Source organism: Maribacter algae (assembly GCF_047345745.1).
Taxonomy (GTDB): Bacteria; Bacteroidota; Bacteroidia; order Flavobacteriales; family Flavobacteriaceae; genus Maribacter.
Map to the genome: position 1 here is coordinate 1,131,975 of NZ_JBLFES010000001.1, position 25,610 is coordinate 1,157,584.

Here is a 25,610-nt window from a genome sequence, read left to right on the forward strand (position 1 = left end):
ACCTTAAGAGAACATATATGTACAAAAGTATAAGAATAGGACTGCTCTTATTTGTATTCGCAACGTATTTGGGTATGGCCCAGGAAACAGAGGATATCGGTACGGAGACCGTCACGGTGACCAAAGCCTATACGCCAACGGTTTCAGATGCCTTTAAGATTAAATCAATGCCCAATCTTAATGACTCCATCGTTTTACAAAAAAAGAAAATAGAATATAGTATTTTCTCCGTTCCCGTAGCTTCGACCTTTACGCCTAACAAGGGTACGGCGAGTAGAGTGGAGAAAACACCGCCACCAGTACTCTTTAATTCGTATGCTTCTGCCGGAGGAGGAAACCCCGCAAACGTTATGGCCCAATTTTATACGACGCGTGAGGTAGATAGGGAGTCAAATTATACAATCGGCTTGGACCATAATTCTTCGCGCGGAAATTTTGATGACGTAGTTTACGACAACACCTTTTCCAATACACGATTGGACGCGTCTTTCAAAAAACGCGACCGAGATTTGGATTGGGGTGCCGATATTGGGGTACAGCATCAATTGTACAATTGGTACGGAACACCTTCGGGTACTTTTGATTTTCCACCAAATGTGCTCGTAGAAATCGATAGAAAAGCGGCAAGACAAAATTATTTTATGGCAGAAGCTTCCGGACATATTAATGTTGAGGAATCTGTTTTTGAGCGTGCCGATTTAAAATATAGAAGGTTTTGGGATAGTGAAAAATCCGGCGAGAACCGGGCAATTTTTAATACAGGACTTGTTTTTCCATTGAACGAAGAATCCTTGGGCATCAAACTGAAAGTAGATTATGTATCGGGCGATTTTGAAAATGCGAGCCTTAACACCGTTGATAACGTTCAGGGAATCGCTTACTCCAATCTGCTTGTTGGGGTCAATCCTAGATTGATTATGCTTCGTGATGATCTTTCTTTGAATTTGGGCATCAACGTGGTCTTTGGCACCGATTTGGAAAATAACGACAGTGATTTTTATATTTATCCGGCCGTGACGGCCTCGTACCGTTTGTTGGATGAAACCGTAATCGCGTATGGTGGAATAGAGGGGGAGCTACGTCAAAATTCCTACTATGGCTTTGTGGAGCAGAACCAGTTTGTTTCCCCAACCTTGCGAATAGAACCTACGGACACCCAATATGATGCTTATGTAGGTATCAAAGGTCAGTTGTTGCCTAATCTAAGCTATAATCTAAAAGGCTCGTACATGGCAGAAAACCGAAGTCCGCTTTTCTTGCTGAATCCTACTAACGATTCTAGAGCCGCGAACGAAGTATATGCCCAAGGAAATTCTTTTCAGGTTTTTTATGATGATATCAAAACCTTTGGCCTTTTTGGCGAGCTCAATGTAGATGTGAATAGAAACTTTACTTTGGGGATCAATGCTGAGGTATATGATTACAATACGGAAACCGATAATCCGGCATGGAACCGCCCCAACATCCAGGGGTCATTGTTCATGGACTACCAGATCGGTAAAAAATGGTTTGCCGGAGCAAATCTATTTTATGTAGGGGAGCGTGAGGATCTGGAAAGAACAATTCCCACCTCAAACGACACGCAAATAACCTTGGATGGTTTTTTTGATGCCAATGCACATGTGGGACATCGATTGAACGACCAGTTTTCCATTTTTATAAAGGCGGCAAATCTGGCCAATAATAATTACCAACGTTGGGCCAATTTTCAGGTACAGGGATTACAGGTTCTAGGTGGAGCCACCTATAAATTCGATTTTTAGACTACAGTCGGTTTTCCGTTTTCAAGTTTATACTTCAATATTTAATCCAATTGAACGTTATAAGGATAGTTTAATCCGCCTTATGATGTCAAGAAAATATTCGATTGTCATTTTTCTTCAAACGATGTTACTTTTTACAAGTTGCAGCTCCAATACGGAACCCACAATTGAAGAAATTGAAACAAATGCCTGTACTACAGAAAATCTTTTGGAGAATTTCACCGATCCCGGAGGAAACAATATTTTTATTTATAAGGACGGAAAAGTTTTTTTGCAGAACGATACAGGGTGCAATTTTGAGCTGCAATACTTTGATCCTGCTTTTGAGGACGACAACTATTCAACAACCAATGATGGTATTTTTATAAAAGAAGGGAGCGATTTAATTCCGGTAAAAAACAACTTTCAAGAAGATTTTGAGGTTGCTGAATTTACAGATTTGTTTAGCTCCGATGCCAATAACGAGGATTTCTTTTGGACCAACTTCACGTTACAAAGCCCGCTTGCCAAAGAAGTAGCGGACTACGTTGCCTTGAGCAAATGTATTTTGGAGGGTTTCTGTGATTTCAGGGACAATCGTATGGATATTATCGCGGACCCAACGAATCCTGAAAACCAAGTCTTGAAATTTACCGCGGTAAAACCTACATCGGATATGGTAACTTCTAAAAGTAGTTTGGGAACGGTACTGAATTTTTTCAAAAAAACGGATGAAGTTTGGTTTCAGGCAGATTACTTTATTGAAGAGGGAATGCCATATAGTATCGTGGATTTTGAGAATTCCTATTTTGAAGGAGCTCCCGGACCACGTGTCGTTATTCGAGAAAATAAATTAGTGGTTGAAAACAAGTTCGGTAATAAGGCCATCTTTTTTGGAACTTCTGATAGGACTGTTCCCGTGGGAGAATGGTTTACCGTTAAAGTCTATTTAAAATACAGTAATGAGGCAGATGGTGTTGTAGAAATCTATCAGGACGGCGAACGCTTGTTTCGCACTATCGGAATTAATCTACCGACTGCAAACGCAATTCAAAATATTTTGGAAGTGGGTATTTCCGCTACCGATGAAGAAACTGTCCTTTTAATGGACAACATACGTATTTCAGATACTTCTTTTGAATAAAGACTGCACGTGTTTGTACATTTTCTATCTTTAAAGGAAGGATAGTATGGTAAAATGGTTCCCGATTGGCGCTTTATTTTTTATTTGATGATAATGCTATTGTCATTACCAATAGTTGCACAAAATCTGGTCAAAAATCCAAGTTTTGAAACCTATTCCAATTGCCCACAAACATTGGGCACTTTTGAATCTGATGTGACGGATTGGAAAACGCCCACTTTGGGGTCTACCGATTATTTTAATGGATGCAGTACCGTAATGGGAACGCCTAAAAACTTCAACGGGGAACAGCCTGCCGATTTTGGCACTGGTTATATAGGCCTATATTTTTATGCACCTGACGATTATAGGGAATATGTAGAGGCGAGTTTAAATTCCGTTTTGGAAAAAGGGAAGACTTATACCTTGTCTTTTTATGTAAGCCTAGCGGAACGTTCAGATTTTGCTATCCGTGAATTCAGTGCTGTCTTTTCTGAAAATCCAATATTTGTTAATACTCGAAAAAACCTCTCAAGAATGCACTTGTCCCGATTGAACGGGGATATTTCAAATCGTTTGGAAATTAGATATTCCGATTTTTATTCGGATGAGAAAGATTGGGTATTGGTCAAAAAAGAATTTGTGGCCAAGGGCACGGAAAAATATATGATCATCGGTAATTTCAAGAATAACCAGAGAACGCGTAAGTTTAGTATGAAACGTAATAGTACAAAAGGCTCCTATTATTATTTGGATATGGTTTCGGTTACGGCATCCCCTTCGGGTAACAGTGAGAAAAACATTACTGCTAAAAAAACCACTAGCGGAACTCCTGTCTTTACGGTGAATACGGTAGCGGTTTTTAATCATGTACTTTTTGATTTTGATCAATCGGAATTGTTGCCAAGTGCCTTAAAGGAACTGGAAACCATACAAACCTATATGTTGAAAAATAAACACCTGAAAATTGATATCTCCGGGCATACGGACAATATTGGCGGAGAAACCTATAATAAGAGATTATCAACTAAAAGAGCTGCTGAGGTCGCAGCGTATTTGATGCGTTTTGGGATTTCTGAAAACCGTATTTCTTGGAAAGGTTACGGTAGTTCAAAACCATTGGTCAAAAACGATACGGATGCCAATAGAAAACGGAATAGGCGTGTTGAATTTGTTTTTACCGATCAATAATCGGAATATTCAGTGGGGTAGAGCAGCATAATAGCTGCTTTGTTCATATTGTTTTGGTACTTTTCTTCGGCTTTAAGACTTGTCCATTTATCCGATGAAGAGAAAGCGTTCCATTTAGAATCTCTTTCGGCCATATTTTCAAAAGTGGTCATGTACATGAGATTGGGCATCTGGTCGCCAGAAATAACTTCGGCATAAAAAACGGCATTAAAACCTAAATCCGAAAATAATTGTACTTCTCCGCCGGCATTGAACATGTCCACCTTGTTTTTATAGGTAGCTTCGGTAGGTGACTCGTAGCTTCGCAATTCATAAACTCTTTGGTCACGGACTCCTGTAACTGCTGAGGGTTGCAACTTTGGCATTTCAATAAAAGAACGCATCAATATAGAATTGATCCGCTCATAAGGTGGGTCATTGTATTGAGCTTCCAGGTAAACCGCTCCATCGGTCTGGTGCATTTTATCCGTTATCAAGTATTGTTCTAATTCTTCAAACTGTGATAGTGATGCAAAAGGAATGAGAACATAAATTTTATCCGACTTTTTATACTTATTGGGTATGATTTTAAAAACACCGATATTCTTTATCCCATACCTTTTTAAGGTGGGTAAAAAGGCATTTTCAAGATAAGTGTCGACCGTACGCTCCTGTTTTTCGTTTTTAATAATATAGGTCTTAAGTTGATAAAATTCTTTTGGACCGTGTTGTGCTTTGCCGGCAAACGAAATCGTAAAGAGGAGAATAAATAGCGGTAGCGTCTTGTTCAAGAAATAGTTCATAAATATCGCTTTAATTGAAGATATGGCTAAAGATACTAAACCAATACTTTATTTTTCGAATTGTAACTTTATTGGAAAAACCTTCCATAAAGAAAATATTTTCTTAACAGAAACGTTTGGCAATTGAAACCATTGGCCATTTATCATGAAGAAGAAGTCACAACTTTTTTTAATAGTTCTTTTTTTTATTGCTGTAACAAATGTCTCGGGGAATAAAAATCCTATCAATGAAAGCATAAACTGCATTTCTTTACAAATACCAAATAATAATCCAATAGGGATTTGGCATTTTAGTATAATGGATGCGGCGACTGAATATAAAGAAGGCTTTTTTGTCGTCAGAAAGGAAAAGGGAGAATATGTAGTTGAAATAGAACTCAGAAACGGAAGTATGAACGGGCAAGATGTTAAGGTTAATGGAGACGTTATCAAATTCAATATGAATATTGAAGGTATAGAACGGGTGTCCGTAATGTTAAAAATAAAAGGTGATAAAATGGAGGGTAAAACGTATTCCAATGAAGGGAATTATTCCATTACTGGTGCTCGACAGATAGCACCTATGTAGTTTTAAGTTTCCATAGAAACAAAAAATCCAAGGTGAACACCTTGGATTTTTTTATTCAAATAGTAGATATTTTTGTTACCACATGATGGGTACGGCAACTCTTGTTTTGTCCCATCCCATGACCATGTGTGCTCCACCGTCCACTTCTTTAAATGAAATGGAGAATTCCTCCAAAGAAGAATCTACCATACTAGCGGTGCCCATGACCCTGGCAACATCCATAGAATCCTTGTAGAAGTATGCGCCCCACTGGTTCAATTGGTCGTGGAGGATAATGGTCCATTCTTTTTCACCTGGAATGGTCAATAAAGCATATGTTCCGGCAGCAATATCTTTTCCGCCAAATTTCACATCTTTATAGAAAGTGATTTCTGGGGCTTCGTTGGCACCCGTTCTCCAAACTTGCCCAGTAGGAGCTAATTCAGAAAGTGAGCGACCTTTTAACTGTGGTCGTCCGTAAGTGATGCGAACCACTTTATCTGAAACTTTGTAATCACTAGGGAAAGAGGCCATATCCATTGGACTTTTATCCAATCCTGAGAATTTTTGTGCACTAACAGTTGTTGTAAATGCCAATGCAAAGATAAATACGGTAAGCGTAAGTAATTTTTTCATAATCAAGGTTTGTTTTTAAATCGATTCAAAACTAAGTAGTTCGTCTACGAAAGACTGATAAAAAGTCGTTAAATTTTTTCGGACTTACAAAATGCCACAATAAACCTGAAAATATAGTTTCCTAATTTCAATATATATAGATTATGATTTTAAATATGATAATTTGTAATCATATAGTATGATAATGTTTTTAAATTGAAATATAAAATAAATATTTGTTGATAAATTGATATAAATAGAAAATTATGTGCGGAATTGTATGTGCATTTGATGTAAAGGAGAGTACCGAGGTACTAAGGCCCAAGTTGTTGGAGATGTCCAAGAAAATAAGACACAGAGGACCGGATTGGAGCGGTATTTATGCCGATGACAAAGCTGTTTTGGCGCATGAGCGCTTGGCCATTGTAGACCCGGCATCCGGAAAACAACCACTATTAAGCCCCAACGGGAAGCTTATTTTAGCGGCCAATGGGGAAATTTACAATCATAGGGAGTTAAGAAAGCAGTTTGAAGGTTCTTATGATTTTAAAACAGAATCTGACTGTGAGGTTATTTTGGCATTATATCAAGAAAAAGGTCCTGCCTTTTTAGATGAGATGAACGGTATTTTTGGGTTCACCATTTATGATGCGGAAAAAGATGAATATTTTGTGGCACGTGACCATATGGGTATTATTCCATTGTACATGGGTTGGGATAAACATGGTACATTTTATGTGGCTTCTGAGTTAAAAGCTTTGGAAGGTACTTGTACCAAGATAGAATTATTCCCACCGGGACACTATTTGCATAGTAGCGACGGGGAATTAAAAAGATGGTACACTAGGGATTGGATGGAGTATGATGCCGTAAAAGAAAATGAGACGAGCATCCAAGAAGTAAAAGAAGCCTTGGAGGCTGCGGTACACCGACAGTTAATGTCAGATGTTCCATATGGCGTATTGCTTTCCGGCGGATTGGATTCTTCGGTCACTTCCGCAATTGCCAAAAAATATGCTCAAAAAAGGGTAGAATCAGGAGATACAAAAGACGCTTGGTGGCCCCAACTACATTCTTTTTCGGTCGGGCTGGAAGGCTCTCCGGATTTGGCAGCGGCCCAAAAAGTGGCAGAACATATTGGAACGGTACATCATGAAATTAAGTTCACCATTCAAGAAGGTCTGGATGCCATTAGAGATGTCATCTATAACTTGGAAACGTATGATATTACCACGATAAGGGCTTCCACGCCCATGTATTTAATGGCACGCGTCATTAAATCCATGGGAATAAAAATGGTGTTGTCCGGAGAAGGGGCCGATGAACTTTTTGGTGGGTACCTCTATTTTCACAAAGCACCGAGTCCAAAAGATTTTCACGAAGAAACCGTAAGAAAGTTGGATAAACTTCATATGTATGATTGCCTTCGCGCCAACAAATCTCTTGCTGCATGGGGTATTGAAGGTCGCGTACCGTTCTTGGACAAAGTGTTTATGGATGTTGCGATGCGCATCAACCCTAAGGATAAAATGATCAACGGCGAACGTATGGAGAAATGGGTAGTCCGTAAGGCCTTTCAGGATATGCTTCCCGAAAGCGTGGCATGGAGACAGAAAGAACAGTTTTCGGATGGTGTAGGTTACAGTTGGATAGATACCCTTAAGGAGTTGGTAAATACCGAAATCTCGGACGAACAATTGGGCAATGCAAAGTTCAGGTTCCCATTACAGACCCCGACTACCAAGGAAGAATTTTATTACCGCTCTATTTTTGAGGAACATTTTCCGAGTGATGCTGCGGCTTTATGTGTGCCCCAGGAGCCATCGGTAGCCTGTAGTACAAAAATAGCTCTGGAATGGGACGAAGCCTTTAAAAATATGAACGATCCATCAGGAAGAGCTGTAGCAAACGTACACGACGATGCCTATGTGAAATAGGCGAAAGTGAAGATTCTGTTTTCCTGTTCGTAAGAACAGTGCAGTTTTATTTTTAATTAGTCCATAAAAGACACCATGAAAATGGTGTCTTTTTGGTTGTTTTTGTTTCATGTTTCCTCCAATTTTAAAGTGGTTAATTTTCCACAATTATTGTTGATAACTTCACCTATGGCAAATCCTATCAACCTCTTATTTCATGGGGTATTCCGTATATTTGTAAGATTGCAAAATTTGAAGTATAAACAACCTTAGATTTATGAGCGAAGAAGCAAAAAACGAAGACGGGGAAATCAAAAAAAACAGTGATGCAGAGCAAAAAGACAACGCTCCCATGAAAGATTATTCCGCGGATAGTATCCAGGCCTTGGAAGGTATGGAGCATGTGCGTATGCGTCCCTCGATGTATATTGGCGATGTGGGCGTGAGAGGACTTCATCATTTGGTGTATGAAGTTGTGGACAACTCTATTGATGAGGCTATGGGCGGTCACTGTGATACTATAAGTGTGACCATTAATGAGGATAACTCCATCACTACTAAGGATAATGGTAGGGGCATACCGGTAGGATTGCATAAAAAAGAAGGTGTATCTGCCTTGGAAGTGGTAATGACCAAAATTGGTGCCGGGGGTAAGTTTGACAAAGATTCCTATAAAGTTTCGGGTGGTTTGCACGGCGTTGGTGTTTCCTGCGTAAATGCACTTTCCAGTCATTTGCATGCAACCGTCCATCGGGACGGTAAGGTTTGGGAACAGGAATATGAAAGAGGAAAGGCTCTGTATCCTGTCAAGAGTACCGGAGAAACCGATTATAGGGGTACGGTAGTTACTTTTAAGCCGGATGACACTATATTCACCCAGACAGTCGAATATAGCTACGAAACGTTAGCGAATAGGATGAGGGAGCTTTCTTTCTTGAACAAGGGAGTAACCATTTCTATTACGGATAAAAGACAGAAGGACGAAAAAGGGGAATATGTAGGGGAAACATTTTTTTCCAATGAAGGCCTTAAAGAATTCGTCAGGTTTTTGGATGGAACACGTGAATCTTTGATTCAGAACGTGATTTCCATGGAAGGTGAAAAAAATGGTATTCCGGTAGAGGTGGCCATGATTTATAACACAAGCTATACGGAAAACCTTCACTCCTATGTAAACAATATCAATACCCATGAAGGAGGTACGCACCTTTCAGGGTTTAGAAGGGGATTGACGAGTACCTTGAAAAAGTATGCCGACTCCTCGGGTATGTTGGATAAATTAAAGTTTGAGATTCAAGGAGATGATTTCCGTGAAGGTTTGACCGCAATTATCTCCGTAAAAGTGGCGGAACCCCAGTTTGAGGGGCAGACCAAAACAAAATTAGGTAACCGTGAGGTATCTTCAGCGGTGAGTCAGGCGGTTTCGGAGATGCTGACGAACTATTTGGAAGAACACCCGGATGATGCAAAGGTAATTGTCCAAAAAGTCATTCTTGCCGCCCAAGCAAGGCATGCGGCTACCAAAGCCCGCGAAATGGTACAGCGTAAGACCGTTATGAGCATTGGCGGGTTGCCAGGGAAACTTTCCGATTGTTCCGAGCAAGACCCTTCAAAATGTGAAGTATTCTTGGTTGAGGGTGATTCTGCGGGCGGTACGGCTAAACAAGGTCGTGATAGAATGTTTCAGGCCATTTTACCTTTGAGAGGTAAAATATTGAATGTTGAAAAGGCCATGCAGCACAAGGTTTTTGAGAACGAAGAAATCAAGAATATTTATACGGCCCTTGGTGTCACCATAGGTACGGAAGAAGACAGTAAAGCACTGAATTTAGAAAAATTAAGATATCACAAAGTAGTGATTATGTGTGATGCCGACGTTGACGGTAGCCACATTGAAACACTTATTTTGACTTTTTTCTTCCGTTACATGCGTGAACTCATAGAAGGTGGCCATGTTTATATTGCTACACCGCCACTTTATCTGGTCAAGAAAGGACAGAAAAAACAATATGCGTGGAATGATGCAGAACGGGATGCCATTGCGGACAGCTATAGCGGAGGCGTAAGCATTCAACGTTATAAGGGCCTTGGGGAAATGAATGCGGAACAATTATGGGATACGACCATGAATCCGGATTTTAGAACCTTAAGGCAGATTACAATTGAAAATGCCACGGAAACAGATCGTGTCTTCTCCATGCTCATGGGAGATGAAGTGCCCCCAAGGAGAGAGTTTATCGAGAAGAATGCCGTCTACGCGAACATAGACACCTAATAATCGCGCTTACACAACAAAAACCTGCACAGACCGTGCAGGTTTTTTAGTTTTGGCCCCTTATAAACCTAAACTTATATTATGAAATTTAAATTAGTTACCCTACTTCTTCTTACGGTGTCCGTTTGTTTTGCGCAAGAAGATTTGAAAGAACGTGAAAAACAAGCAGCTTTTGACCCGGCCTATTCTTCTTATTCTAGAAAAAAACCAGCTTATGTAACCTTGAAAGATGGTACTAAAATGGAGGCCGATATTAAAGACGTTGACCGCAAAAAGGGTCAAATCAATGAAATTAAGTTCATTTCAAAAGAGGGAAAAAAGATTCGTGTAAAAGCAGAAGAAATTACCGATTTGTACATGGCACCATCCGGTTTGGAAAAGTTATCTCAACAGAGTAATTTCTTGAACGATGCTACCAAATGGGGTAAGAGTGATGCTTCTAAATATTTGAGCAAAGGGTATACTATGTATACGAATGAAATGGTTTCTTTAAAAAACAAAAAGAAAGAAGCTGAATTTTTAATGCAGGTAGTTAATCCTAAATTCAGTCAGCATATTCAAGTATTTTCTGATCCATGGGCAAAGCAAACGGCCAGTATTGGTGTTGGAGGAATGAAATTAGCGGGAGGTATCGCAAAATCTTATTATGTAAAGAAAGGTGATGAAAAAGTAGTTTGGGTGACCAAAAAAGACTTCGATGAATATTTTGTTTCCCTATTTATGGACAATGATAAGTTCAAGGCTAAATACGCCGATAAAAAATTCAAGTGGAGCTTATTTGGAGTTTATGTATTGGATTATACGGAATTCATGATGGAAGATTCCGGAATGTCTAAATAAATCCTCGATAGCAAAAATCAATATTCGTAGTATTCATACTACAAATAAGACGATACACAACAAAAACCTGTGCCCATGGCACAGGTTTTTTAGTTTTAAAGAAATAACAACAAAATGAAGAATATACTAACGGGAATATTGCTTTGTAGTTTTTCTATGGCAATTGCCCAAGCCGATTTTAACAACATCTTTGCCGCTGGGGTAGAAGATGCAGAACAATTTACCAATGATTATATGGGCCCATTGTCAGAAAGCGCTATTTACAGTTTTTCTACGGGATGGTATAATACCGCTGATGCTAAACCACTGGGAGGTTTTGAGATTTCCTTGGTTGGGAACATGACCAATTTTAAAAATAAAGAGGACAAAAAGGCTTTTCTTCTGGATCCGATCAATTACCAAGAATTGGATTTTGTAAACAACCCTGGCGAAGCTAGACAGGTGTCTACCGCTTTGGGAGATATTCAAGGAATTCGTGTTTTTGTAGACGGTGATGTTCCAGGAGATTTGGATAGGGCGGAGTTTGATTTGCCTTCAGGGCTTTCCGGCGAAGGAATTAATTTTTTCCCATCGGCTTATATCCAAGCTAGTGTTGGTCTCATAAAAGGAACGGAAATTAAGGCTCGTTTTTTACCAAAAGTAACTTATGAAGATGCTTCCGTTGGCTTAATTGGGTTTGGTCTACAGCACGATTTTACAAAACTGTTGCTCGCGGATAAAATACTTCCTGTCGCTATTTCAGCAGTAATAGGGTATACTAGATTGACCGGAGACTATGATTTTACGGATGCCAATCTTTTGGAAGGCGAAAATCAAAGATTAGAGGCAAAAATTGGTACTTGGACCTTTAATGCAGTAGTCTCTACAAGATTGCCCGTTATCAACTTTTATGGCGGTGTGGGGTATATCACCGGAAAATCAGAAATAGATGTTTTGGGAACTTATAGCGCTACTAGCGGTCCTTTTACAACGGAAACTTATACAAATCCCTTTTCGATCTCAAGAAAAGCAAACGGAGTTGTAGGTACTGTAGGAACTAAATTAAAACTAGGTTTCTTTAGATTACATGCGGATTATAATGTTGGAGAATTCAATACACTTACCATCGGAATGAATTTTGGAATGCGTTAAGCGTTCTTTCTTTTCGAAAATATAAAAACCTTTGCTCTTCGCAGAGGTTTTTTTGTGGATTGAAAATTCTTGGAAATGGTTACAAAATAAAGAGCCTGCCCAGATTTTCTGGACAGACTCTTCCCATGGCCCTATTAAAAAATTGTATTACTCTCTTACGGCCAATGCGTTACCATCTTGTTTTTGTAACAGCACGCCATTTTTGGTTTTCTGGATAGTAACTACATGAGTAGGTTTACCTTCTAGACCGCGATATTCCACGGTATAGATACCATCTTCTTGGGACCATTGAAAATCTGTCTTAAGAGTAATTTCGTTTCCGTTCATTTCATGATACCTACCGAGGTAAACATCATTGAAAATCCATTCCTTTCGAGAAGCGTTTTTGGAAACGGTCTCATCGGTACTTGCTTGGGCTGTTGACCAAATACCAATAATAGGGTCGTTGTTCTCCTCAATTCGAGAACAGTTTGCACTAAAGATTATGGCAAGTATTGCCAATAAAGAAAATAGTTTCTTCATAGTAAGTAGGTTAATTGGAATTTGGGATTCCAGTATAGATAACGGTAACTTCTTTCTGAATCGTATTATAATTCGATGTATGGTAAGAAATTTGAAATATCTTCGTTGAACGGTCATTTTTTTGACAATTTTGAACCGTTTATCGATGAATTTTAAGACAGTTTTAAAGTTTTATAATAAGGGTTCAGCACAATTTTTCATCAATTAATACTTATTTTTGCAGTCCAAAAAATTACTTTTAAAGGGGCGTATACGTCTCATACATAACCCATAAACAATAAAAAATGAAAATAACAGTAGTAGGAGCAGGAGCGGTAGGAGCAAGTTGTGCAGAATACATTGCAATGAAGAATTTTGCATCGGAAGTTGTTCTTTTGGATATTAAGGAAGGCTATGCGGAAGGAAAAGCAATGGATTTGATGCAGACCGCATCCTTGAACGGTTTTGATACCACAATTACGGGAAGCACCAGTGATTATTCAAAGACCGCCAATAGTGATGTTGCCGTGATTACCTCAGGTATTCCAAGAAAACCTGGAATGACCAGGGAAGAGTTGATCGGAATCAATGCGGGTATCGTAAAAACGGTTTCCAAAAGTCTTATTGAACATTCTCCTAATGTTATTTTAATAGTGGTAAGTAACCCTATGGACACCATGACCTATTTGGTACACAAAACTACTGACCTCCCTAAGAATAGAATTATAGGTATGGGCGGTGCTTTGGACAGTGCCCGTTTTAAGTATAGATTGGCGGAAGCTTTGGAAGCTCCCATTTCCGATGTGGACGGTATAGTCATTGGCGGCCATAGTGATAAGGGAATGGTGCCATTAACGTCACATGCCACTAGAAACAGTATTAAGGTATCTGAATTTTTGAGTGATGAAAGGCTACAACAAGTTGCCGAAGATACCAAGGTTGGTGGTGCCACATTGACAAAATTATTGGGAACCAGTGCATGGTATGCTCCCGGAGCCGCGGTATCTGGACTGGTACAGGCTATAGCGTGCGATCAAAAGAAAATGTTTCCATGCTCTACTTTCCTAGAAGGGGAATACGGTCTTAACGATATCTGTATCGGCGTTCCGGTCATCCTTGGTAAAGATGGTATAGAGAAAATTGTAGATGTGCCGTTAAGCGATGCGGAAAAAGCTAAAATGCAAGAGAGTGCCGAAGGCGTGACCAAGACCAATGGTCTTTTGGAACTATAATCTATCTATCAAAAACACATGCTTAAATGCCTTTGTAGGATAACTATGAAGGCATTTTTTTTTGGAACATGACTTTGGTGGTTTTACGGTTTAGAAATATGTTATGTAATCTTATCTTTATTTTTATCTTTGCCGGATGAATTCTAAATGGTACATCGGTACTTTTATTCTTATTCTCGCCTTGTTCGGGTTGAATCAGGGACAAACCAAAGTAGCCAATCAGCAAATTATACTGGAATTTACTGGGCAAGAAGCAGCTACGACAACTAACCATGATGAGGCTTTGGCCGCTATCACGGAAAAACTAGGTGAACTTGGTATAGCGAATATTGAAATCATTGAAAATGACGATGAAAAAATCACGATTCGCTATTACAGTGATATCGATGCCTTTAGTGTAGACAAATTTCTTTCCCAGAATGATGAACTATCGTTAGCTTACAGCGATATTGATGAATTACCTCACGATTTTCCCGAAGATAAACTTCCCGAATCTTTTAGTTTAGTCGTTTCTGATATTCATCAGCAAAGCGATGATGGACTTAGTTTAAATGGAAAATTTGCTTCTGAATCAAAACGGGACGATCAAAGGTTTTCTGGTCCTGTAGTTACATTTTTTAATGGTCGCATCATCGTATCGCAAATTCTTAGCGTTGCTATTGCCTTTAAAAGATATCAAGATATTTCAATTTCCATAAATAATACTTCTAAGGCTATTCCAGAGGTTCGAGCAGGCCCTCATGTCTGAGGAAATCTGTGTAAAATGGCATTCAGTTCAAGGACAACTATTTTTTCAATTATTTCCCAAAAAACAATACAACTTTAGAAATGAATCAATTGATGTAATTTTTAAAGGTTCCATATCATAAACAATCATTATCTAAATTAATCATAGGCAATATTCCAATAAGATAAGCTCTAGAATATTGTAAATTAAATTAAAACAAATGCAAAACAAAGGACTTATAAAGCTGTTCGCTTTATTATTTGGGCTAGTAAGTATTTACCAGCTATCCTATACTTTTATTACGAATAAAGTTGAAAACGAAGCGGAGGTATTCGCGGCAAGTCGTATTTCTGAATCAGAAGAGGATTATGTCTCGAAAAGGGAAGCGCTAGAAGCCAGCTATCTAGACTCTATTGGGAGTAATCCCATTTTTGGATATACCAATTATGACGAAGCAAAAAAGAAGGAGTTGAACAAAGGATTGGACCTTAAGGGAGGTATCAACGTAACACTTCAGATTTCGGTAAAGGATATCCTTAAAGGACTTGCCAATAATACAAAAAATCCAATTTTCAATAAAGCTTTGGCAGATGCAGATGCAGCTTCTAAAAACAGTGATGACACGTACATAGATCTTTTCTTTGAAGCTTTTGATAATATCAAAGGCGATACAAAATTGGCTTCTCCCGACATCTTTGCGAACAAAGGGTTAAGTGACGAAATCAATTTTCAAATGTCCGATGATGAGGTGAAACCCATTATCAGAACGAAGATTGATGAATCCGTAGTTTCCGCTTTTGAAGTACTTCGTGAACGTATTGACGGTTTTGGGGTTACGCAACCCAATATTCAGAGAGAAGGAAATTCAGGCCGTATATTGGTAGAGTTACCAGGCGCTAGGGATATTGCAAGGGCACAGGACTTATTGTCAAGCACGGCACAATTGGAATTCTGGGAAACGTACAAGCAAAGCAATCCGAGCTTTAGCACGTTCTTGATTCAAGCGAACGAAAAACTAAAAGATATCGTAAAGGTCGATGAACCCGAGCCCGTAAAGGAAGAATCGGAATTGGACTCATTACTATCCGATGTTTCAACAGATTCCTTGGATTTGGCTACACAAGTAAATCCGTTATTTGAATTGTTGGTTCCTGCCAACCCTGGAACCAATGCCATGTTCCGTGCCGCTATTAAGGATACCGCCAAGATTGGGGAGTATTTAAGAATGCCGGAAATAAGAAGATTATTGCCCGCGGATATCCAATTCACAAAATTTGTTTGGGAAAGACCGGCCTCGGAAGACACAGAAGTTATCGATTTATATGCATTAAAATCGAATAGGGATGGTACGCCGCGTATCAGTGGTGATGTGGTAAGTGATGCCCGGGCAGATTTCGACCAGTTCAGTAAACCTGCGGTTTCCATGACCATGAACACGAAAGGAGCTAAGGAATGGGAAAAATTAACAGGTGATGCTTATACAAATCAAACCGGTATTGCCATTGTATTGGATAATAAAGTATATACTGCGCCAGGGGTGTCCAGTGGTCCAATTTCCGGAGGACGTTCCGAAATCACCGGTAACTTCACTGTAAATGAAACAAAAGATATTTCCAATGTATTACGTGCGGGTAAATTACCGGCTTCCGCTGAAATAATTCAGTCAGAAATAGTGGGTCCTTCCTTGGGTCAGGAGGCTATTGACAGTGGTTTTATGTCCTTCTTGATAGCCATGGCTATCGTTCTATTATGGATGATTACCTATTATGGTAAGGCAGGTGCCTTTGCGGACATTGCCCTACTATTGAACATTCTTTTAATATTTGGAGTATTAACAAGTTTAAATGCGGTATTAACGCTTCCTGGTATTGCAGGTATCGTATTGACCATTGGTATGTCCGTAGATGCGAACGTACTTATATTTGAACGGATCAAAGAAGAATTGGCCAAGGGGAAAGGCAAAAGTCAAGCTGTTTCCGACGGTTTCGGTAATGCATTATCCTCTATTTTAGATGCGAACATTACGACTGGCCTTACGGCTTTAATTTTATTCGTATTCGGTTCGGGTCCCATCAAAGGATTTGCTACAACTTTGTTGATAGGTATCCTTACGTCACTTTTTACTGCCATCTTTATCACCCGTTTGTTGGTAGATTGGTATTTAAGTGGAAAGGGAAGAACGTTGGATTTTTCTACCGCTCTTACCAAAGGGCTGTTCAAGAATATGAACATCAACTTCTTGGGCAAACGTAAAATTGCCTATGTGATTTCGGTTATTTTAGTGGGTGTAGGTCTATTTTCGCTTTTCTTTGGAAACGGATTGCAACAAGGTGTCGATTTTATCGGAGGGCGTTCGTACACAGTGCGTTTTGAACAACCCGTAAGTCCATCGGAAATTGCTTCGGAATTGAATACGGTCTTTGGTAGTGGAACTAATGTAAAGACCTATGGAGAATCCAATCAGATTAAAATAACCACTCCTTACAAAGTGGATGTTGAAGGTATTGAGGTGGATAATGAAATACAGGACAAACTGTTCACTAGTTTGCAGAAGTATCTTCCAGATGGTATTACAAAACAGGCTTTTTCTGTTGGGAGCGATGATAAATCCATTGGAATCCTGCAATCCGTTAAGGTGGGTCCTACTATTGCGGATGACATCAAGAACAACGCATTTCTGGCCATCTTGGGATCTCTGGCAGTGGTATTCTTATATATATTATTGCGTTTCCGTAGATGGCAGTTTTCATTGGGTGCCGTTGTCGCGGTATTCCATGATGTACTGATTGTATTGGGTGTTTTCTCCATTTTAGGTAAAATAATGCCTTTTAATATGGAAATTGACCAAGCCTTTATTGCAGCAATCCTAACGGTGATTGGTTATTCCTTGAACGATACCGTGGTAGTGTTTGACCGTATTCGTGAAATCGTTGGGGAAAGAGGCTGGAAAGCCGGTGAGAATATTAACGCCGCCGTAAACAGTACCTTAGGAAGAACGTTGAATACTTCTTTGACAACATTGATCGTGTTATTGGCTATCTTTATTTTTGGAGGAGAATCGTTGAGAGGATTTATGTTCGCTATGATTGTTGGTGTTATTGTAGGTACCTATTCTTCGGTATTTATAGCGACCCCGATTATGTATGATGCGCTGAGCAAAAAAATTACTTCAGGGATCAAATAAAAATTAGACTAACTCAAATTAAGAAATCGCTATCCTTCTTCTGGGATAGCGATTTTTTTATGGGATTTTGACGTACCCATTTGAACCGTTTTTTGTCATTTTCAGTAGAAATATCTTTTTTGGGAGTAACCCAGGTTCAGTTCGGTGCGAAACGAAAATTATTGTAGTCCGGGTTTCAGAGGCTATTTTGTTGACAAGGGATACCAAAAGATGTGCGGAGTCATCGTCCATACCAGCGGTGGGTTCATCCAAAATAAGTAGTGGAGGGTGTTTGACCATGGCACGGGCGGTCATTACCAATCGTTTTTGCCCTACGGTCAAATCCCTGAACAACCTATCCTTTATAGCTGTTAGATTCAGAAGCGTCAACCATTTTTTAATCAGGATTTGCTGCACTTCCGTAGGTCTTATATATAAACCGATGGAATCATTGAGTCCGGAGATAAGCATATTTTCCAAGGTATGGCTGCCGCTGAATTTATCCGTCATTGCAGGGGAGTAGTACCCTATCTTGCTTTTAATATCCCAGACACTTTCCCCACTTCCCTTTTTTTGCCCAAAAAGATGGATTTGTTGACCAAACGCTTTGGGATTGTCCCCAGTAATCATGGATAAAATGGTCGTTTTTCCTGAGCCATTACGACCCATAAGTTGCCAAAATTCGTTTTTCTTGACGGTCCAATTTATATTCTGAAGTACTTTTTTATCATCATAAGAAACATTTACGTCCATAAATTGAACGAGTGTATCACTGGCAACCGTAATTCTTTCAATAGGTTCTGGAATCATCCCTATGAAATCGGTGTCAAGTTTGCTTTTGGAACTATCCTCAAAATGATTCAAAACTGTGAACTTATTTCCATCTAGTTTTCCATAATTCAAGATAAAAGGCAAAACATCCGCTCTTCTGTTCACCAATTGTATGTAGGTAATGTTATTGCACTTGGTTTCAAGAATTTTCTTTAGTTCACTTTGGTAGGCCTTATCTAGATTATCAAAGGGTTTGTCCAAAATGATGTAGTCCGGTTTCGATTTAAAAATGTACCTTATTAAGGCTCTTCGTTGTTCTCCACTGGACATACTTCGTAAGGATTGGTTTTCTTGGTCTATAAGTTTACGATCACGTCTTTCCTCCTCTTCCATGAGCTTTTCCAAGGTAATCCTTGAGAGTAAAGCCCCTTTTCTATCGTAAAATGATGAAAATTTTTCAGGTCCGTTTCCTTTTTTTATGGAGCGTATGAACTTGGTAGTGCTCGAGTTATTGTCAATGAAGATGGCCCAATGCTTTTTCATGGAGTATGGGTCCTAAATATATGAACGGGATTATCATTGTAAACGGTAGTTTTATCCAACATCATCCCATTGTTTAAAGCTACTTTTTGAGAAGGAATATTATCTACATGTATGATAGATATCAATGAGGACGCCCATTCTTCTTTAAATGCTACTTCTCTACATTTAATGGCAGCTTCCGTGGCCAGGCCCATTTTCCAATATTGGGGTAAAATGGAATATCCTATTTCCAATTCTTCCTTCCCATCAACTTCTTGGACCAGAAGACCGCATAGTCCTACCAAGGAATTTTTGTTTTTAAGGATAAGTGCATTCATGCCACCTAACCCTTTTTCGTAGCGTTCAAAAATACGATTGAACTGTTGTTGGCAAGCTATTTTTGGGTTCTTGGGCAAACCCTCCCAGAATTGGCTACTTAGAGGCTCCTCATGGAACGGGAGCCAAGTATTAAAATCCGAGGGCTTTATTTTTCTAAATAATAGTCGCTCTGTTTCATAGCCATCAAGAAGATAAAGCATGGTCATTAGTTTCGCTCAAAAGCTATGGTATCACCTATTTCCAAAGACCATTTTTCCACAAGCCCGGCATTGATTTCAAGCACATACTTTACCGGAACCTTTGAGGATAGTCCGTTTTCGTTGAACGGTTCCGCGTTCTCCTGAAAACTAACTATTTTCTGATGCTCATCAATGTAAACGATATCCAAAGGAAATAGGGTGTTCTTCATATAAAAAGAATGCATGGCCACGTCCGGAAATATAAATAACATGCCTTGATCAGTTTCCATTCCTTTACGGTACATTAAACCGGTTTGGGTTTCATAATCCGTTTCCGCAATTTCAATATCAAATTGTGCGATGATGGAGTCCGTTTCTGATTTAGTAATCTTCAAGGAGCCTTCTTTTGTAAATGCAATAGGTTCGGTTTTAATGACTTTTTTGGCTTCCTCTTTACAGGATGTAAAGGAAACTAGCATTAAAAGAACCAAAAACGTCTCAATCGAAAATTTGATAAAGGAATGTTTCAATTTATGCCGTTTTTTTAGATCTGAACATGAAGTAAAGACCAAGAAAAATAAAGGGTATGCTTAGCCATTGTCCAGTAGATAAAAGTCCCAAAGACTCTTCAAAACCACCTTGACTTTTCTTGACAAACTCTACAAGGAACCTGATGGTCCATAACACTACCAGAAATACACCGAACAAATAACCTAGCTGGTTTCTTTTATCGGTCTTCCAATATAGATAATACAATAATATGAACATGAAAATATAGCAACCCCCCTCATAGAGTTGTGCAGGATGTCTATAAGGAATCTCCGCTAAATATTGGGAAAACTCCGCTTTATTTTCGATGGCATCATATGCCGCATTCAATGTTTTTTCCTTGGTAACGGCCAAAGCCTTGGAAGGATGTAAATCATCCGAATCACGAATGAATTTTACGCCCAATGGAAAAGATTCGTCAACAATTTTCCCATTGATTTCCGAGTTGAAAAAATTCCCTAACCGAACACAGGCCGTACCTATGGCCGAAGCTACCACGGCTCTATCCAGTACCCATAACATTTTTAGCTTTTGTTTTTTAGCGTATAGATAGATGCCAATTATGGCACCAATTGTTGCCCCATGACTGGCCAAGCCCGTGAAACCTGTGAATTTATAACCCTCTATAAATCCAAAAAGGGTATCACCGGCACTTTCCCTGATCGGTAACAAAATTTCCAGCAGATGATTTTGATAATAATCCCAGTCATAGAAAAATACATGGCCTAAACGCGCCCCTAACATAATGGAAACAACACAATGGATGAACAGCGAATCCAATTGCTCCATCGTTTTGTTTTCCCTTTGAAAAATCTTTTTCATGATGATCCATCCTAGGGCGAAAGCAACGATCCACAATAAATTATAATACTTTATTTGTATAAAACCGATATTAAAAAGGGTTTCGTTGGGATTCCACACAATACCTAAGAAGTGCATAAGTCAGATTTTTGGAAGGCTAAGATACTAAAAGCCCTCTTGCATCCAAAGAAGAGCATCAATTGAAATGTCAAATAAAATGTCATGCTAGGTGCCAAGATGGTACGGTTAAGAAGTTGTTTTGTTCAAGGAACTGGGTCATACCCTTTACCGCCCCAAGGATTACAGCTAAAAATTCGTTTTGTAGCCAACCAGCCTCCCCTAAAAAGGCCATGTTTTTTTAGGGCTTCCAACGTATATTGCGAGCAGGTGGGCGAATAGCGACATGTAGCTGGTGTATAAGGAGATATGGCCAGTTGATAGAAACGGACCAGCGCAATGAATGGCGCTATCAATATTTTTTTCACTTTAGTTGAACTTAATGCTTAGCGTATTAATTGATACTAAAAGTAGTCCCTTCTTTGCCGTCTTTTAATTGAATGCCCAATGCGGACAACTGATCCCGTATTTGGTCAGAGGTTGCAAAGTCTTTGTTTTCCCTAGCCTCTTTTCGTAATTGTATCAAAAGCTCAACGACACTGCTAAGTTTTTCGGAATCGGCATCGGAATTGTTCTTGTTTTCCAATCCAAGTACATCAAAAACAAAATTATGAAGGGTGGTCTTTAGTAATTCTTTATCGGTATTTGTAATTGATTCTTCCCCTTCTTTAATAAGGTTGATATGTTTTACGGCTTCAAAAAGATTGGCGATCAATATAGGGGTATTGAAATCGTCGTTCATGGCATTATAGCAGAATTGCTTCCATTCACTGATACTGAAATCGGTTTTGTCACCTGTTGGAAGCTTGTCCAAATTATTGATAGCTTCCATTAATTTATGAAATCCTTTTTCCGAAGCCAAAAGAGCATCATTGCTCATGTCCAAGATACTGGTGTAGTGTGCCTGCATCATGAAAAAACGGACCATGGACGGTGAAAAAGCCTTACTGAGAATTTCATTTTCGCCTGAAAAAATCTCTCCCGGCAGAATACTGTTTCCCGTAGATTTGGCCATTTTTTTACCGTTCAACGTAAGCATATTCGCATGGAGCCAATAGTTTACGGGAGAGTGCCCGTTGCTTGCCTCTGCCTGCGCGATTTCGCATTCATGATGCGGAAACTTTAAATCCATACCGCCTCCGTGAATATCAAATGTTTCACCTAAATACTTAGTACTCATGGCGGTACACTCCAAATGCCAACCGGGAAAACCATCTCCCCAAGGGGATGGCCAACGCATAATGTGCTGCGGTTCCGCTTTTTTCCAAAGGGCGAAATCCTGCGGACTTTTCTTTTCGTCCTGCGCGGTCAGCTCCCGTGTATTGGCAATCATATCCTCGAGTTTTCTTCCGCTGAGTTTACCGTAATCGTTGGATTCATTGAATTTGACCACATCAAAATAGACGGAGCCGTTCATCTCGTAAGCGTATCCTTTTTCGAGAATATCTTTAATGATTTCAATCTGTTCAATGATGTGCCCAGTTGCCGTTGGCTCAATACTCGGAGGAAGAAAGTTGAATTTATCTAAAATATTATGAAAATCTACCGTATAACGTTGCACCACTTCCATAGGTTCCAACTGTTCCAGCCTTGCTTTTTTTGCAATCTTGTCCTCCCCATCTTCCGCATCATCCACGAGGTGGCCCGCATCGGTGATATTCCGAACGTACCTTACCTTATATCCAAGATGCTTGAAATATCTAAAAATCATGTCAAAGGACATGAACGTGCGGCAATTACCTAAATGTACATTGCTGTAGACCGTAGGTCCGCATACATACATACCAATATGGCCAGGATTTATAGGAATGAATACTTCTTTTTTACCACTAAGGGAATTGTGGACCTTTATAGTTTGCTTCTCGTATAAATGCATGAAGGCATAGCGGTTTAAAAATTGGTGTCTAGGTTTAGGTAGTCCAAAAACTCCCTACGAACGGCATCTTCCTTAAATTTACCACCATATTCGGCGGTCACGGTGCTACTGTCCACATCCCGTATGCCGCGAGAGTTCACGCAAAGATGTTTTGCATCTATCACACAGGCAACATCGTCCGTTCCCAAAACTTTTTGAAGTTCTCTAACAATTTGAATATTAAGCCGTTCCTGTACTTGGGGCCTTTTGGCAAAGTAATCTACAATACGATTCATTTTTGAAAGACCTACTACGGTACCGTTGGAAATATAGGCAATATGTGCCTTTCCTACGATAGGCAACAGGTGATGCTCACAAGTAGAATAGAGCGTGATGTTCTTTTCGACCAACATTTCCCCATACTTATACTTGTTTTTAAAAGTCGAGGATTTTGGTTTTTTATCGGGATGTAGTCCGCCAAAAATTTCGTTTACGAACATTTTAGCAACCCTCTTTGGAGTACCCTTTAAACTATCATCTTCCAGGTCTAGCCCCAATGTAAGCATGATTTCTCTGACATTGTCCTCAATTCTATCAATTTTGTCTTCGCTGCTAAGAACAAATGCGTCCTCTCGTAGTGGAGTATCTTCAGAAGCTGAAAAATGATCATTTCCAAGCTCTTCTAACGGTCCTTCCAATGCACCTTCAATTTTCATTTTATTGTGGCTTTTACAAGACGCAAAGATATACAATATATACCACTTTATGCCATTCTAGGGGCATTACACAACATAAATTAGTGTTAAGGGGATTGCTGCGCTATTTTTAGGATTCCAAATCTATAGTCCCGTATGGCACGCTCATGTGTTATTTATTTTTTCACTTTTCTTTCTGGAGTGGTTGCTCTTACGGCACAGGTATTCCCTGATTGTATCAATGCAGTGCCTATTTGTAACAATACTCCTATAAATGGCGGTACTACCGGTATGGGAATAGATGATTTTAATGGGGCTACGGTAAGCGGATGTATAGCTTTAGCTACCGGTACCATAGAGAATAATTCGGCTTGGTATCGTTTTAGGACCAATGCGGATGGTCAGTTAGGTTTTAATATTGGTCATGATGCAACCGAAGATTGGGATTTTGCACTTTATCAAACGGACGACTGTACGAATTTGGGCGACCCGGTGCGATGCAATTATTTTGACAATTCTGACAATAATAATTTTATTGGAGTAGGGGAAGACCCCACCGGAGCGGATAATTTTCAATATGACGAATTGCTAGAGGTCTCTTCGGGGCAAGATTTTTACTTGTTCATCAATAATTTTAGTAATACCAATTCTGGTTTTTCCATACAATTTTCAGGTACTGTTTTTACGGATTTTCCTAATACGGCTTTAGATTGCTCCATAGTCAATAACCTGTTGGGTCCGCCTATTGCAGCGTGCGATAACGAATCTGTTATGCTGGATGCAACAAGCACAGGAGCAATTTCCTATGAGTGGTATTTGGACCTTGGTTCCGGTTTTAATCGTATCACCGGAGAGAATGGTGCTCATCTAAATGTGACTGTTTCGGGATTTTACAGAGTTGTGGTAGTAATGCCTTCCGGTATGAATGTAATCAGTGAAACGCAGGTTGCGTTTTCTGAATTGCCCGTTACCCATCCGCTGGATGATGAATTGGTCTGTCTGGACGGTACGACTATAAATCTATCGCAAAAAAACAATGAGGCACTTGGAGGACAGGACCCGGACAGTTTTAGGATAAGTTATCATACGTCCATGACAGACGCCATACAGGAAACTAACCCATTGCAGATGGATTTTGAACCTACACAAACAGTACAAACAATTTATGTGAGGACAACTTCTATTGAAAACCCCAATTGCTTTGATGCCTCACAGACTTTTAATATCAATGGATTGGTACTTCCTGATGTAAGTTTTCCAACAACGGTCTATATATGCGAAGACACGCCAACCGCGACGATAGGACTGGCCACTCCAGAAATGGGAATAAATTATTTGTGGGATACAGGGGAAACAACAGCATCGATAATGGTTGTTCAGGAAGGTGTATATACCTTAACAGCAACCAATACTCAAGGAACTGTAACTTGTGTTTCTGTTGGGTCGGTGAGCGTTGTTTTTTCTAGACCGGCACGGATAGCGGATGTAGAAATCGAATATATAGACGAACGGAATATTGTTTCTGTTTTGGTCGAAGAAGCTGGTGAATTCAATTATCAAGTCGATAATGAAATACCGCAAGATTCCAATATTTTTAACAATCTTTCTCCCGGGGAACATACCATTACCGTTGCAGATATTAATGGATGTGGTATAGACACTTTGGATATAGTCGTCCTGGGATTCCCCAATTTCTTTACACCTAACGGAGATGGTACGCATGACACTTGGCGGATTCAAAGTATGGACATTCTGGAAAACCCTATTGTTTCCATCTTTAATCAGTTTGGTAAGTTGATCGTTCAACTCGACGAAAATTCAGCGGGGTGGAACGGTACTTTTAACGGAGCGCAATTGCCCGAGGACGATTATTGGTTCTCCCTAAGTTATACGGAAACCAATGGGCCATCATCCACTACAAAATATATAAAAGACCACTTTAGCCTCAAACGTTAGCGGAGCATCGGATATTAAATGATGTATTTCATCGATTAACG

At 39.5% G+C, this 25,610-nt stretch carries 22 protein-coding genes; 12 read left to right on the plus strand and 10 right to left on the minus strand.

The features are described 5' to 3' along the window. Positions 1 to 17: 17 nt before the first annotated feature. The 3 genes from ACKWBX_RS04980 (at position 18) to ACKWBX_RS04990 (ending at position 4,056) form a co-directional block, all read left to right on the plus strand. A complete protein-coding gene (locus ACKWBX_RS04980) occupies positions 18 to 1,763 on the plus strand; it encodes a porin family protein (protein WP_413967547.1) in 1,746 nt (581 codons plus the stop codon). 124 nt (positions 1,764 to 1,887) lie between these two features. Then, positions 1,888 to 2,886 (plus strand): heparin lyase I family protein, encoded by a 999-nt coding sequence (locus tag ACKWBX_RS04985; RefSeq protein WP_413967548.1) that lies wholly within the window; start codon positions 1,888 to 1,890, stop codon positions 2,884 to 2,886. A 93-nt stretch (positions 2,887 to 2,979) separates the two neighbouring features. Further along, positions 2,980 to 4,056, plus strand: coding sequence for an OmpA family protein (locus ACKWBX_RS04990; protein WP_413967549.1), 1,077 nt, complete (start codon positions 2,980 to 2,982; stop codon positions 4,054 to 4,056). On the opposite strand, the gene ACKWBX_RS04995 is transcribed toward ACKWBX_RS04990, so the two are convergent. Beyond that, positions 4,050 to 4,838 (minus strand): NIPSNAP family protein, encoded by a 789-nt coding sequence (locus ACKWBX_RS04995; protein WP_413967550.1) that lies wholly within the window; start codon positions 4,836 to 4,838, stop codon positions 4,050 to 4,052. The two genes, ACKWBX_RS04990 and ACKWBX_RS04995, sit on opposite strands and share 7 nt — an antisense overlap. 298 nt (positions 4,839 to 5,136) lie before the next feature. On the opposite strand from ACKWBX_RS04995, the gene ACKWBX_RS05000 reads away from it, so the two are divergent. Then, positions 5,137 to 5,406 (plus strand): hypothetical protein, encoded by a 270-nt coding sequence (locus ACKWBX_RS05000; RefSeq protein ID WP_413967551.1) that lies wholly within the window; start codon positions 5,137 to 5,139, stop codon positions 5,404 to 5,406. A gap of 75 nt (positions 5,407 to 5,481) precedes the next feature. Here ACKWBX_RS05000 and ACKWBX_RS05005 read toward each other — a convergent pair whose 3' ends face one another. Continuing rightward, positions 5,482 to 6,021, minus strand: a complete 540-nt coding sequence (locus tag ACKWBX_RS05005) for a DUF2911 domain-containing protein (RefSeq protein ID WP_413967552.1) — start codon at positions 6,019 to 6,021, stop codon at positions 5,482 to 5,484. A gap of 245 nt (positions 6,022 to 6,266) precedes the next feature. Here ACKWBX_RS05005 and asnB point away from each other — a divergent pair, with 245 nt between their 5' ends. The 4 genes from asnB (at position 6,267) to ACKWBX_RS05025 (ending at position 12,162) form a co-directional block, all read left to right on the plus strand. Then, positions 6,267 to 7,937, plus strand: a complete 1,671-nt coding sequence (asnB, locus tag ACKWBX_RS05010; protein WP_413967553.1) for an asparagine synthase B — start codon at positions 6,267 to 6,269, stop codon at positions 7,935 to 7,937. A 331-nt stretch (positions 7,938 to 8,268) separates the two neighbouring features. Then, positions 8,269 to 10,191 carry a DNA topoisomerase (ATP-hydrolyzing) subunit B gene (gene gyrB, locus ACKWBX_RS05015; protein WP_413967985.1) on the plus strand — a complete coding sequence of 641 codons (1,923 nt, stop codon included), beginning with the start codon at positions 8,269 to 8,271 and terminating at the stop codon, positions 10,189 to 10,191. Between the two features lie 81 nt (positions 10,192 to 10,272). Next, the gene (locus ACKWBX_RS05020) at positions 10,273 to 11,031 is read left to right on the plus strand and encodes a F0F1 ATP synthase subunit delta (protein ID WP_413967554.1); all 759 of its coding nucleotides are present in this window, start codon (positions 10,273 to 10,275) and stop codon (positions 11,029 to 11,031) included. Between the two features lie 114 nt (positions 11,032 to 11,145). Then, positions 11,146 to 12,162, plus strand: a complete 1,017-nt coding sequence (locus ACKWBX_RS05025; protein WP_413967555.1) for a DUF6588 family protein — start codon at positions 11,146 to 11,148, stop codon at positions 12,160 to 12,162. Positions 12,163 to 12,309: 147 nt separating this feature from the next. On the opposite strand, the gene ACKWBX_RS05030 is transcribed toward ACKWBX_RS05025, so the two are convergent. After that, on the minus strand, positions 12,310 to 12,684 hold the full coding sequence (locus tag ACKWBX_RS05030) for a hypothetical protein (protein WP_413967556.1): 375 nt from the start codon (positions 12,682 to 12,684) through the stop codon (positions 12,310 to 12,312). Positions 12,685 to 12,968: 284 nt separating this feature from the next. Between ACKWBX_RS05030 and mdh the strand changes: the two genes are divergently transcribed. From mdh to secDF, 3 genes are all read left to right on the plus strand, one after another. Continuing rightward, a complete protein-coding gene (gene mdh / locus ACKWBX_RS05035) occupies positions 12,969 to 13,895 on the plus strand; it encodes a malate dehydrogenase (RefSeq protein ID WP_413967557.1) in 927 nt (308 codons plus the stop codon). Between the two features lie 136 nt (positions 13,896 to 14,031). Further along, on the plus strand, positions 14,032 to 14,643 hold the full coding sequence (locus tag ACKWBX_RS05040) for a hypothetical protein (RefSeq protein WP_413967558.1): 612 nt from the start codon (positions 14,032 to 14,034) through the stop codon (positions 14,641 to 14,643). A gap of 199 nt (positions 14,644 to 14,842) precedes the next feature. Then, complete coding sequence (gene secDF / locus ACKWBX_RS05045; RefSeq protein WP_413967559.1) at positions 14,843 to 17,806, plus strand: protein translocase subunit SecDF; 2,964 nt, start codon at positions 14,843 to 14,845, stop codon at positions 17,804 to 17,806. Positions 17,807 to 17,863: 57 nt separating this feature from the next. On the opposite strand, the gene ACKWBX_RS05050 is transcribed toward secDF, so the two are convergent. The 7 genes from ACKWBX_RS05050 to folE all read right to left on the minus strand — a co-directional run bounded on the left by ACKWBX_RS05050 (position 17,864) and on the right by folE (position 23,634). Continuing rightward, on the minus strand, positions 17,864 to 19,099 hold the full coding sequence (locus ACKWBX_RS05050) for an ATP-binding cassette domain-containing protein (RefSeq protein ID WP_413967560.1): 1,236 nt from the start codon (positions 19,097 to 19,099) through the stop codon (positions 17,864 to 17,866). Continuing rightward, the gene (locus ACKWBX_RS05055) at positions 19,096 to 19,617 is read right to left on the minus strand and encodes a GNAT family N-acetyltransferase (protein WP_413967561.1); all 522 of its coding nucleotides are present in this window, start codon (positions 19,615 to 19,617) and stop codon (positions 19,096 to 19,098) included. Before ACKWBX_RS05055 ends, ACKWBX_RS05050 begins: the two co-directional genes overlap by 4 nt. 5 nt (positions 19,618 to 19,622) lie before the next feature. Further along, the gene (locus ACKWBX_RS05060; protein ID WP_413967986.1) at positions 19,623 to 20,075 is read right to left on the minus strand and encodes a DUF192 domain-containing protein; all 453 of its coding nucleotides are present in this window, start codon (positions 20,073 to 20,075) and stop codon (positions 19,623 to 19,625) included. A gap of 52 nt (positions 20,076 to 20,127) precedes the next feature. Continuing rightward, a complete protein-coding gene (gene lgt, locus ACKWBX_RS05065; protein ID WP_413967562.1) occupies positions 20,128 to 21,084 on the minus strand; it encodes a prolipoprotein diacylglyceryl transferase in 957 nt (318 codons plus the stop codon). A gap of 125 nt (positions 21,085 to 21,209) precedes the next feature. After that, positions 21,210 to 21,431: a membrane protein insertion efficiency factor YidD gene (gene yidD / locus ACKWBX_RS05070; protein ID WP_413967563.1), complete on the minus strand. Its 222-nt coding sequence runs from the start codon at positions 21,429 to 21,431 to the stop codon at positions 21,210 to 21,212. 26 nt (positions 21,432 to 21,457) lie between these two features. Continuing rightward, positions 21,458 to 22,939, minus strand: a complete 1,482-nt coding sequence (gene cysS, locus ACKWBX_RS05075; protein WP_413967564.1) for a cysteine--tRNA ligase — start codon at positions 22,937 to 22,939, stop codon at positions 21,458 to 21,460. 14 nt (positions 22,940 to 22,953) lie between these two features. Beyond that, positions 22,954 to 23,634, minus strand: a complete 681-nt coding sequence (gene folE / locus ACKWBX_RS05080; RefSeq protein WP_413967565.1) for a GTP cyclohydrolase I FolE — start codon at positions 23,632 to 23,634, stop codon at positions 22,954 to 22,956. Positions 23,635 to 23,769: 135 nt separating this feature from the next. On the opposite strand from folE, the gene ACKWBX_RS05085 reads away from it, so the two are divergent. Further along, positions 23,770 to 25,569, plus strand: a complete 1,800-nt coding sequence (locus ACKWBX_RS05085; RefSeq protein ID WP_413967566.1) for a T9SS type B sorting domain-containing protein — start codon at positions 23,770 to 23,772, stop codon at positions 25,567 to 25,569. The last annotated feature ends 41 nt before the right edge of the window (positions 25,570 to 25,610 follow it).

Excerpts from the sequence above, each read along its gene's own strand:
- ACKWBX_RS05055 (WP_413967561.1), bottom strand. The coding sequence starts at position 19,617 with ATGCTTTATCTTCTTGATGGCTATGAAACAGAGCGACTATTATTTAGA.
- mdh (WP_413967557.1), top strand. The coding sequence starts at position 12,969 with ATGAAAATAACAGTAGTAGGAGCAGGAGCGGTAGGAGCAAGTTGTGCA.
- ACKWBX_RS05005 (WP_413967552.1), bottom strand. The coding sequence starts at position 6,021 with ATGAAAAAATTACTTACGCTTACCGTATTTATCTTTGCATTGGCATTT.
- ACKWBX_RS05040 (WP_413967558.1), top strand. The coding sequence starts at position 14,032 with ATGAATTCTAAATGGTACATCGGTACTTTTATTCTTATTCTCGCCTTG.
- ACKWBX_RS05025 (WP_413967555.1), top strand. The coding sequence starts at position 11,146 with ATGAAGAATATACTAACGGGAATATTGCTTTGTAGTTTTTCTATGGCA.
- ACKWBX_RS05000 (WP_413967551.1), top strand. The coding sequence starts at position 5,137 with ATGGATGCGGCGACTGAATATAAAGAAGGCTTTTTTGTCGTCAGAAAG.
- ACKWBX_RS04985 (WP_413967548.1), top strand. The coding sequence starts at position 1,888 with ATGTTACTTTTTACAAGTTGCAGCTCCAATACGGAACCCACAATTGAA.
- ACKWBX_RS04990 (WP_413967549.1), top strand. The coding sequence starts at position 2,980 with ATGCTATTGTCATTACCAATAGTTGCACAAAATCTGGTCAAAAATCCA.
- ACKWBX_RS05030 (WP_413967556.1), bottom strand. The coding sequence starts at position 12,684 with ATGAAGAAACTATTTTCTTTATTGGCAATACTTGCCATAATCTTTAGT.
- ACKWBX_RS05085 (WP_413967566.1), top strand. The coding sequence starts at position 23,770 with ATGGCACGCTCATGTGTTATTTATTTTTTCACTTTTCTTTCTGGAGTG.
- ACKWBX_RS05060 (WP_413967986.1), bottom strand. The coding sequence starts at position 20,075 with ATGCTAGTTTCCTTTACATCCTGTAAAGAGGAAGCCAAAAAAGTCATT.
- cysS (WP_413967564.1), bottom strand. The coding sequence starts at position 22,939 with ATGCATTTATACGAGAAGCAAACTATAAAGGTCCACAATTCCCTTAGT.
- ACKWBX_RS05050 (WP_413967560.1), bottom strand. The coding sequence starts at position 19,099 with ATGAAAAAGCATTGGGCCATCTTCATTGACAATAACTCGAGCACTACC.
- secDF (WP_413967559.1), top strand. The coding sequence starts at position 14,843 with ATGCAAAACAAAGGACTTATAAAGCTGTTCGCTTTATTATTTGGGCTA.
- asnB (WP_413967553.1), top strand. The coding sequence starts at position 6,267 with ATGTGCGGAATTGTATGTGCATTTGATGTAAAGGAGAGTACCGAGGTA.
- ACKWBX_RS04995 (WP_413967550.1), bottom strand. The coding sequence starts at position 4,838 with ATGAACTATTTCTTGAACAAGACGCTACCGCTATTTATTCTCCTCTTT.
- ACKWBX_RS05020 (WP_413967554.1), top strand. The coding sequence starts at position 10,273 with ATGAAATTTAAATTAGTTACCCTACTTCTTCTTACGGTGTCCGTTTGT.
- folE (WP_413967565.1), bottom strand. The coding sequence starts at position 23,634 with ATGAAAATTGAAGGTGCATTGGAAGGACCGTTAGAAGAGCTTGGAAAT.
- gyrB (WP_413967985.1), top strand. The coding sequence starts at position 8,269 with ATGAAAGATTATTCCGCGGATAGTATCCAGGCCTTGGAAGGTATGGAG.
- ACKWBX_RS04980 (WP_413967547.1), top strand. The coding sequence starts at position 18 with ATGTACAAAAGTATAAGAATAGGACTGCTCTTATTTGTATTCGCAACG.
- lgt (WP_413967562.1), bottom strand. The coding sequence starts at position 21,084 with ATGCACTTCTTAGGTATTGTGTGGAATCCCAACGAAACCCTTTTTAAT.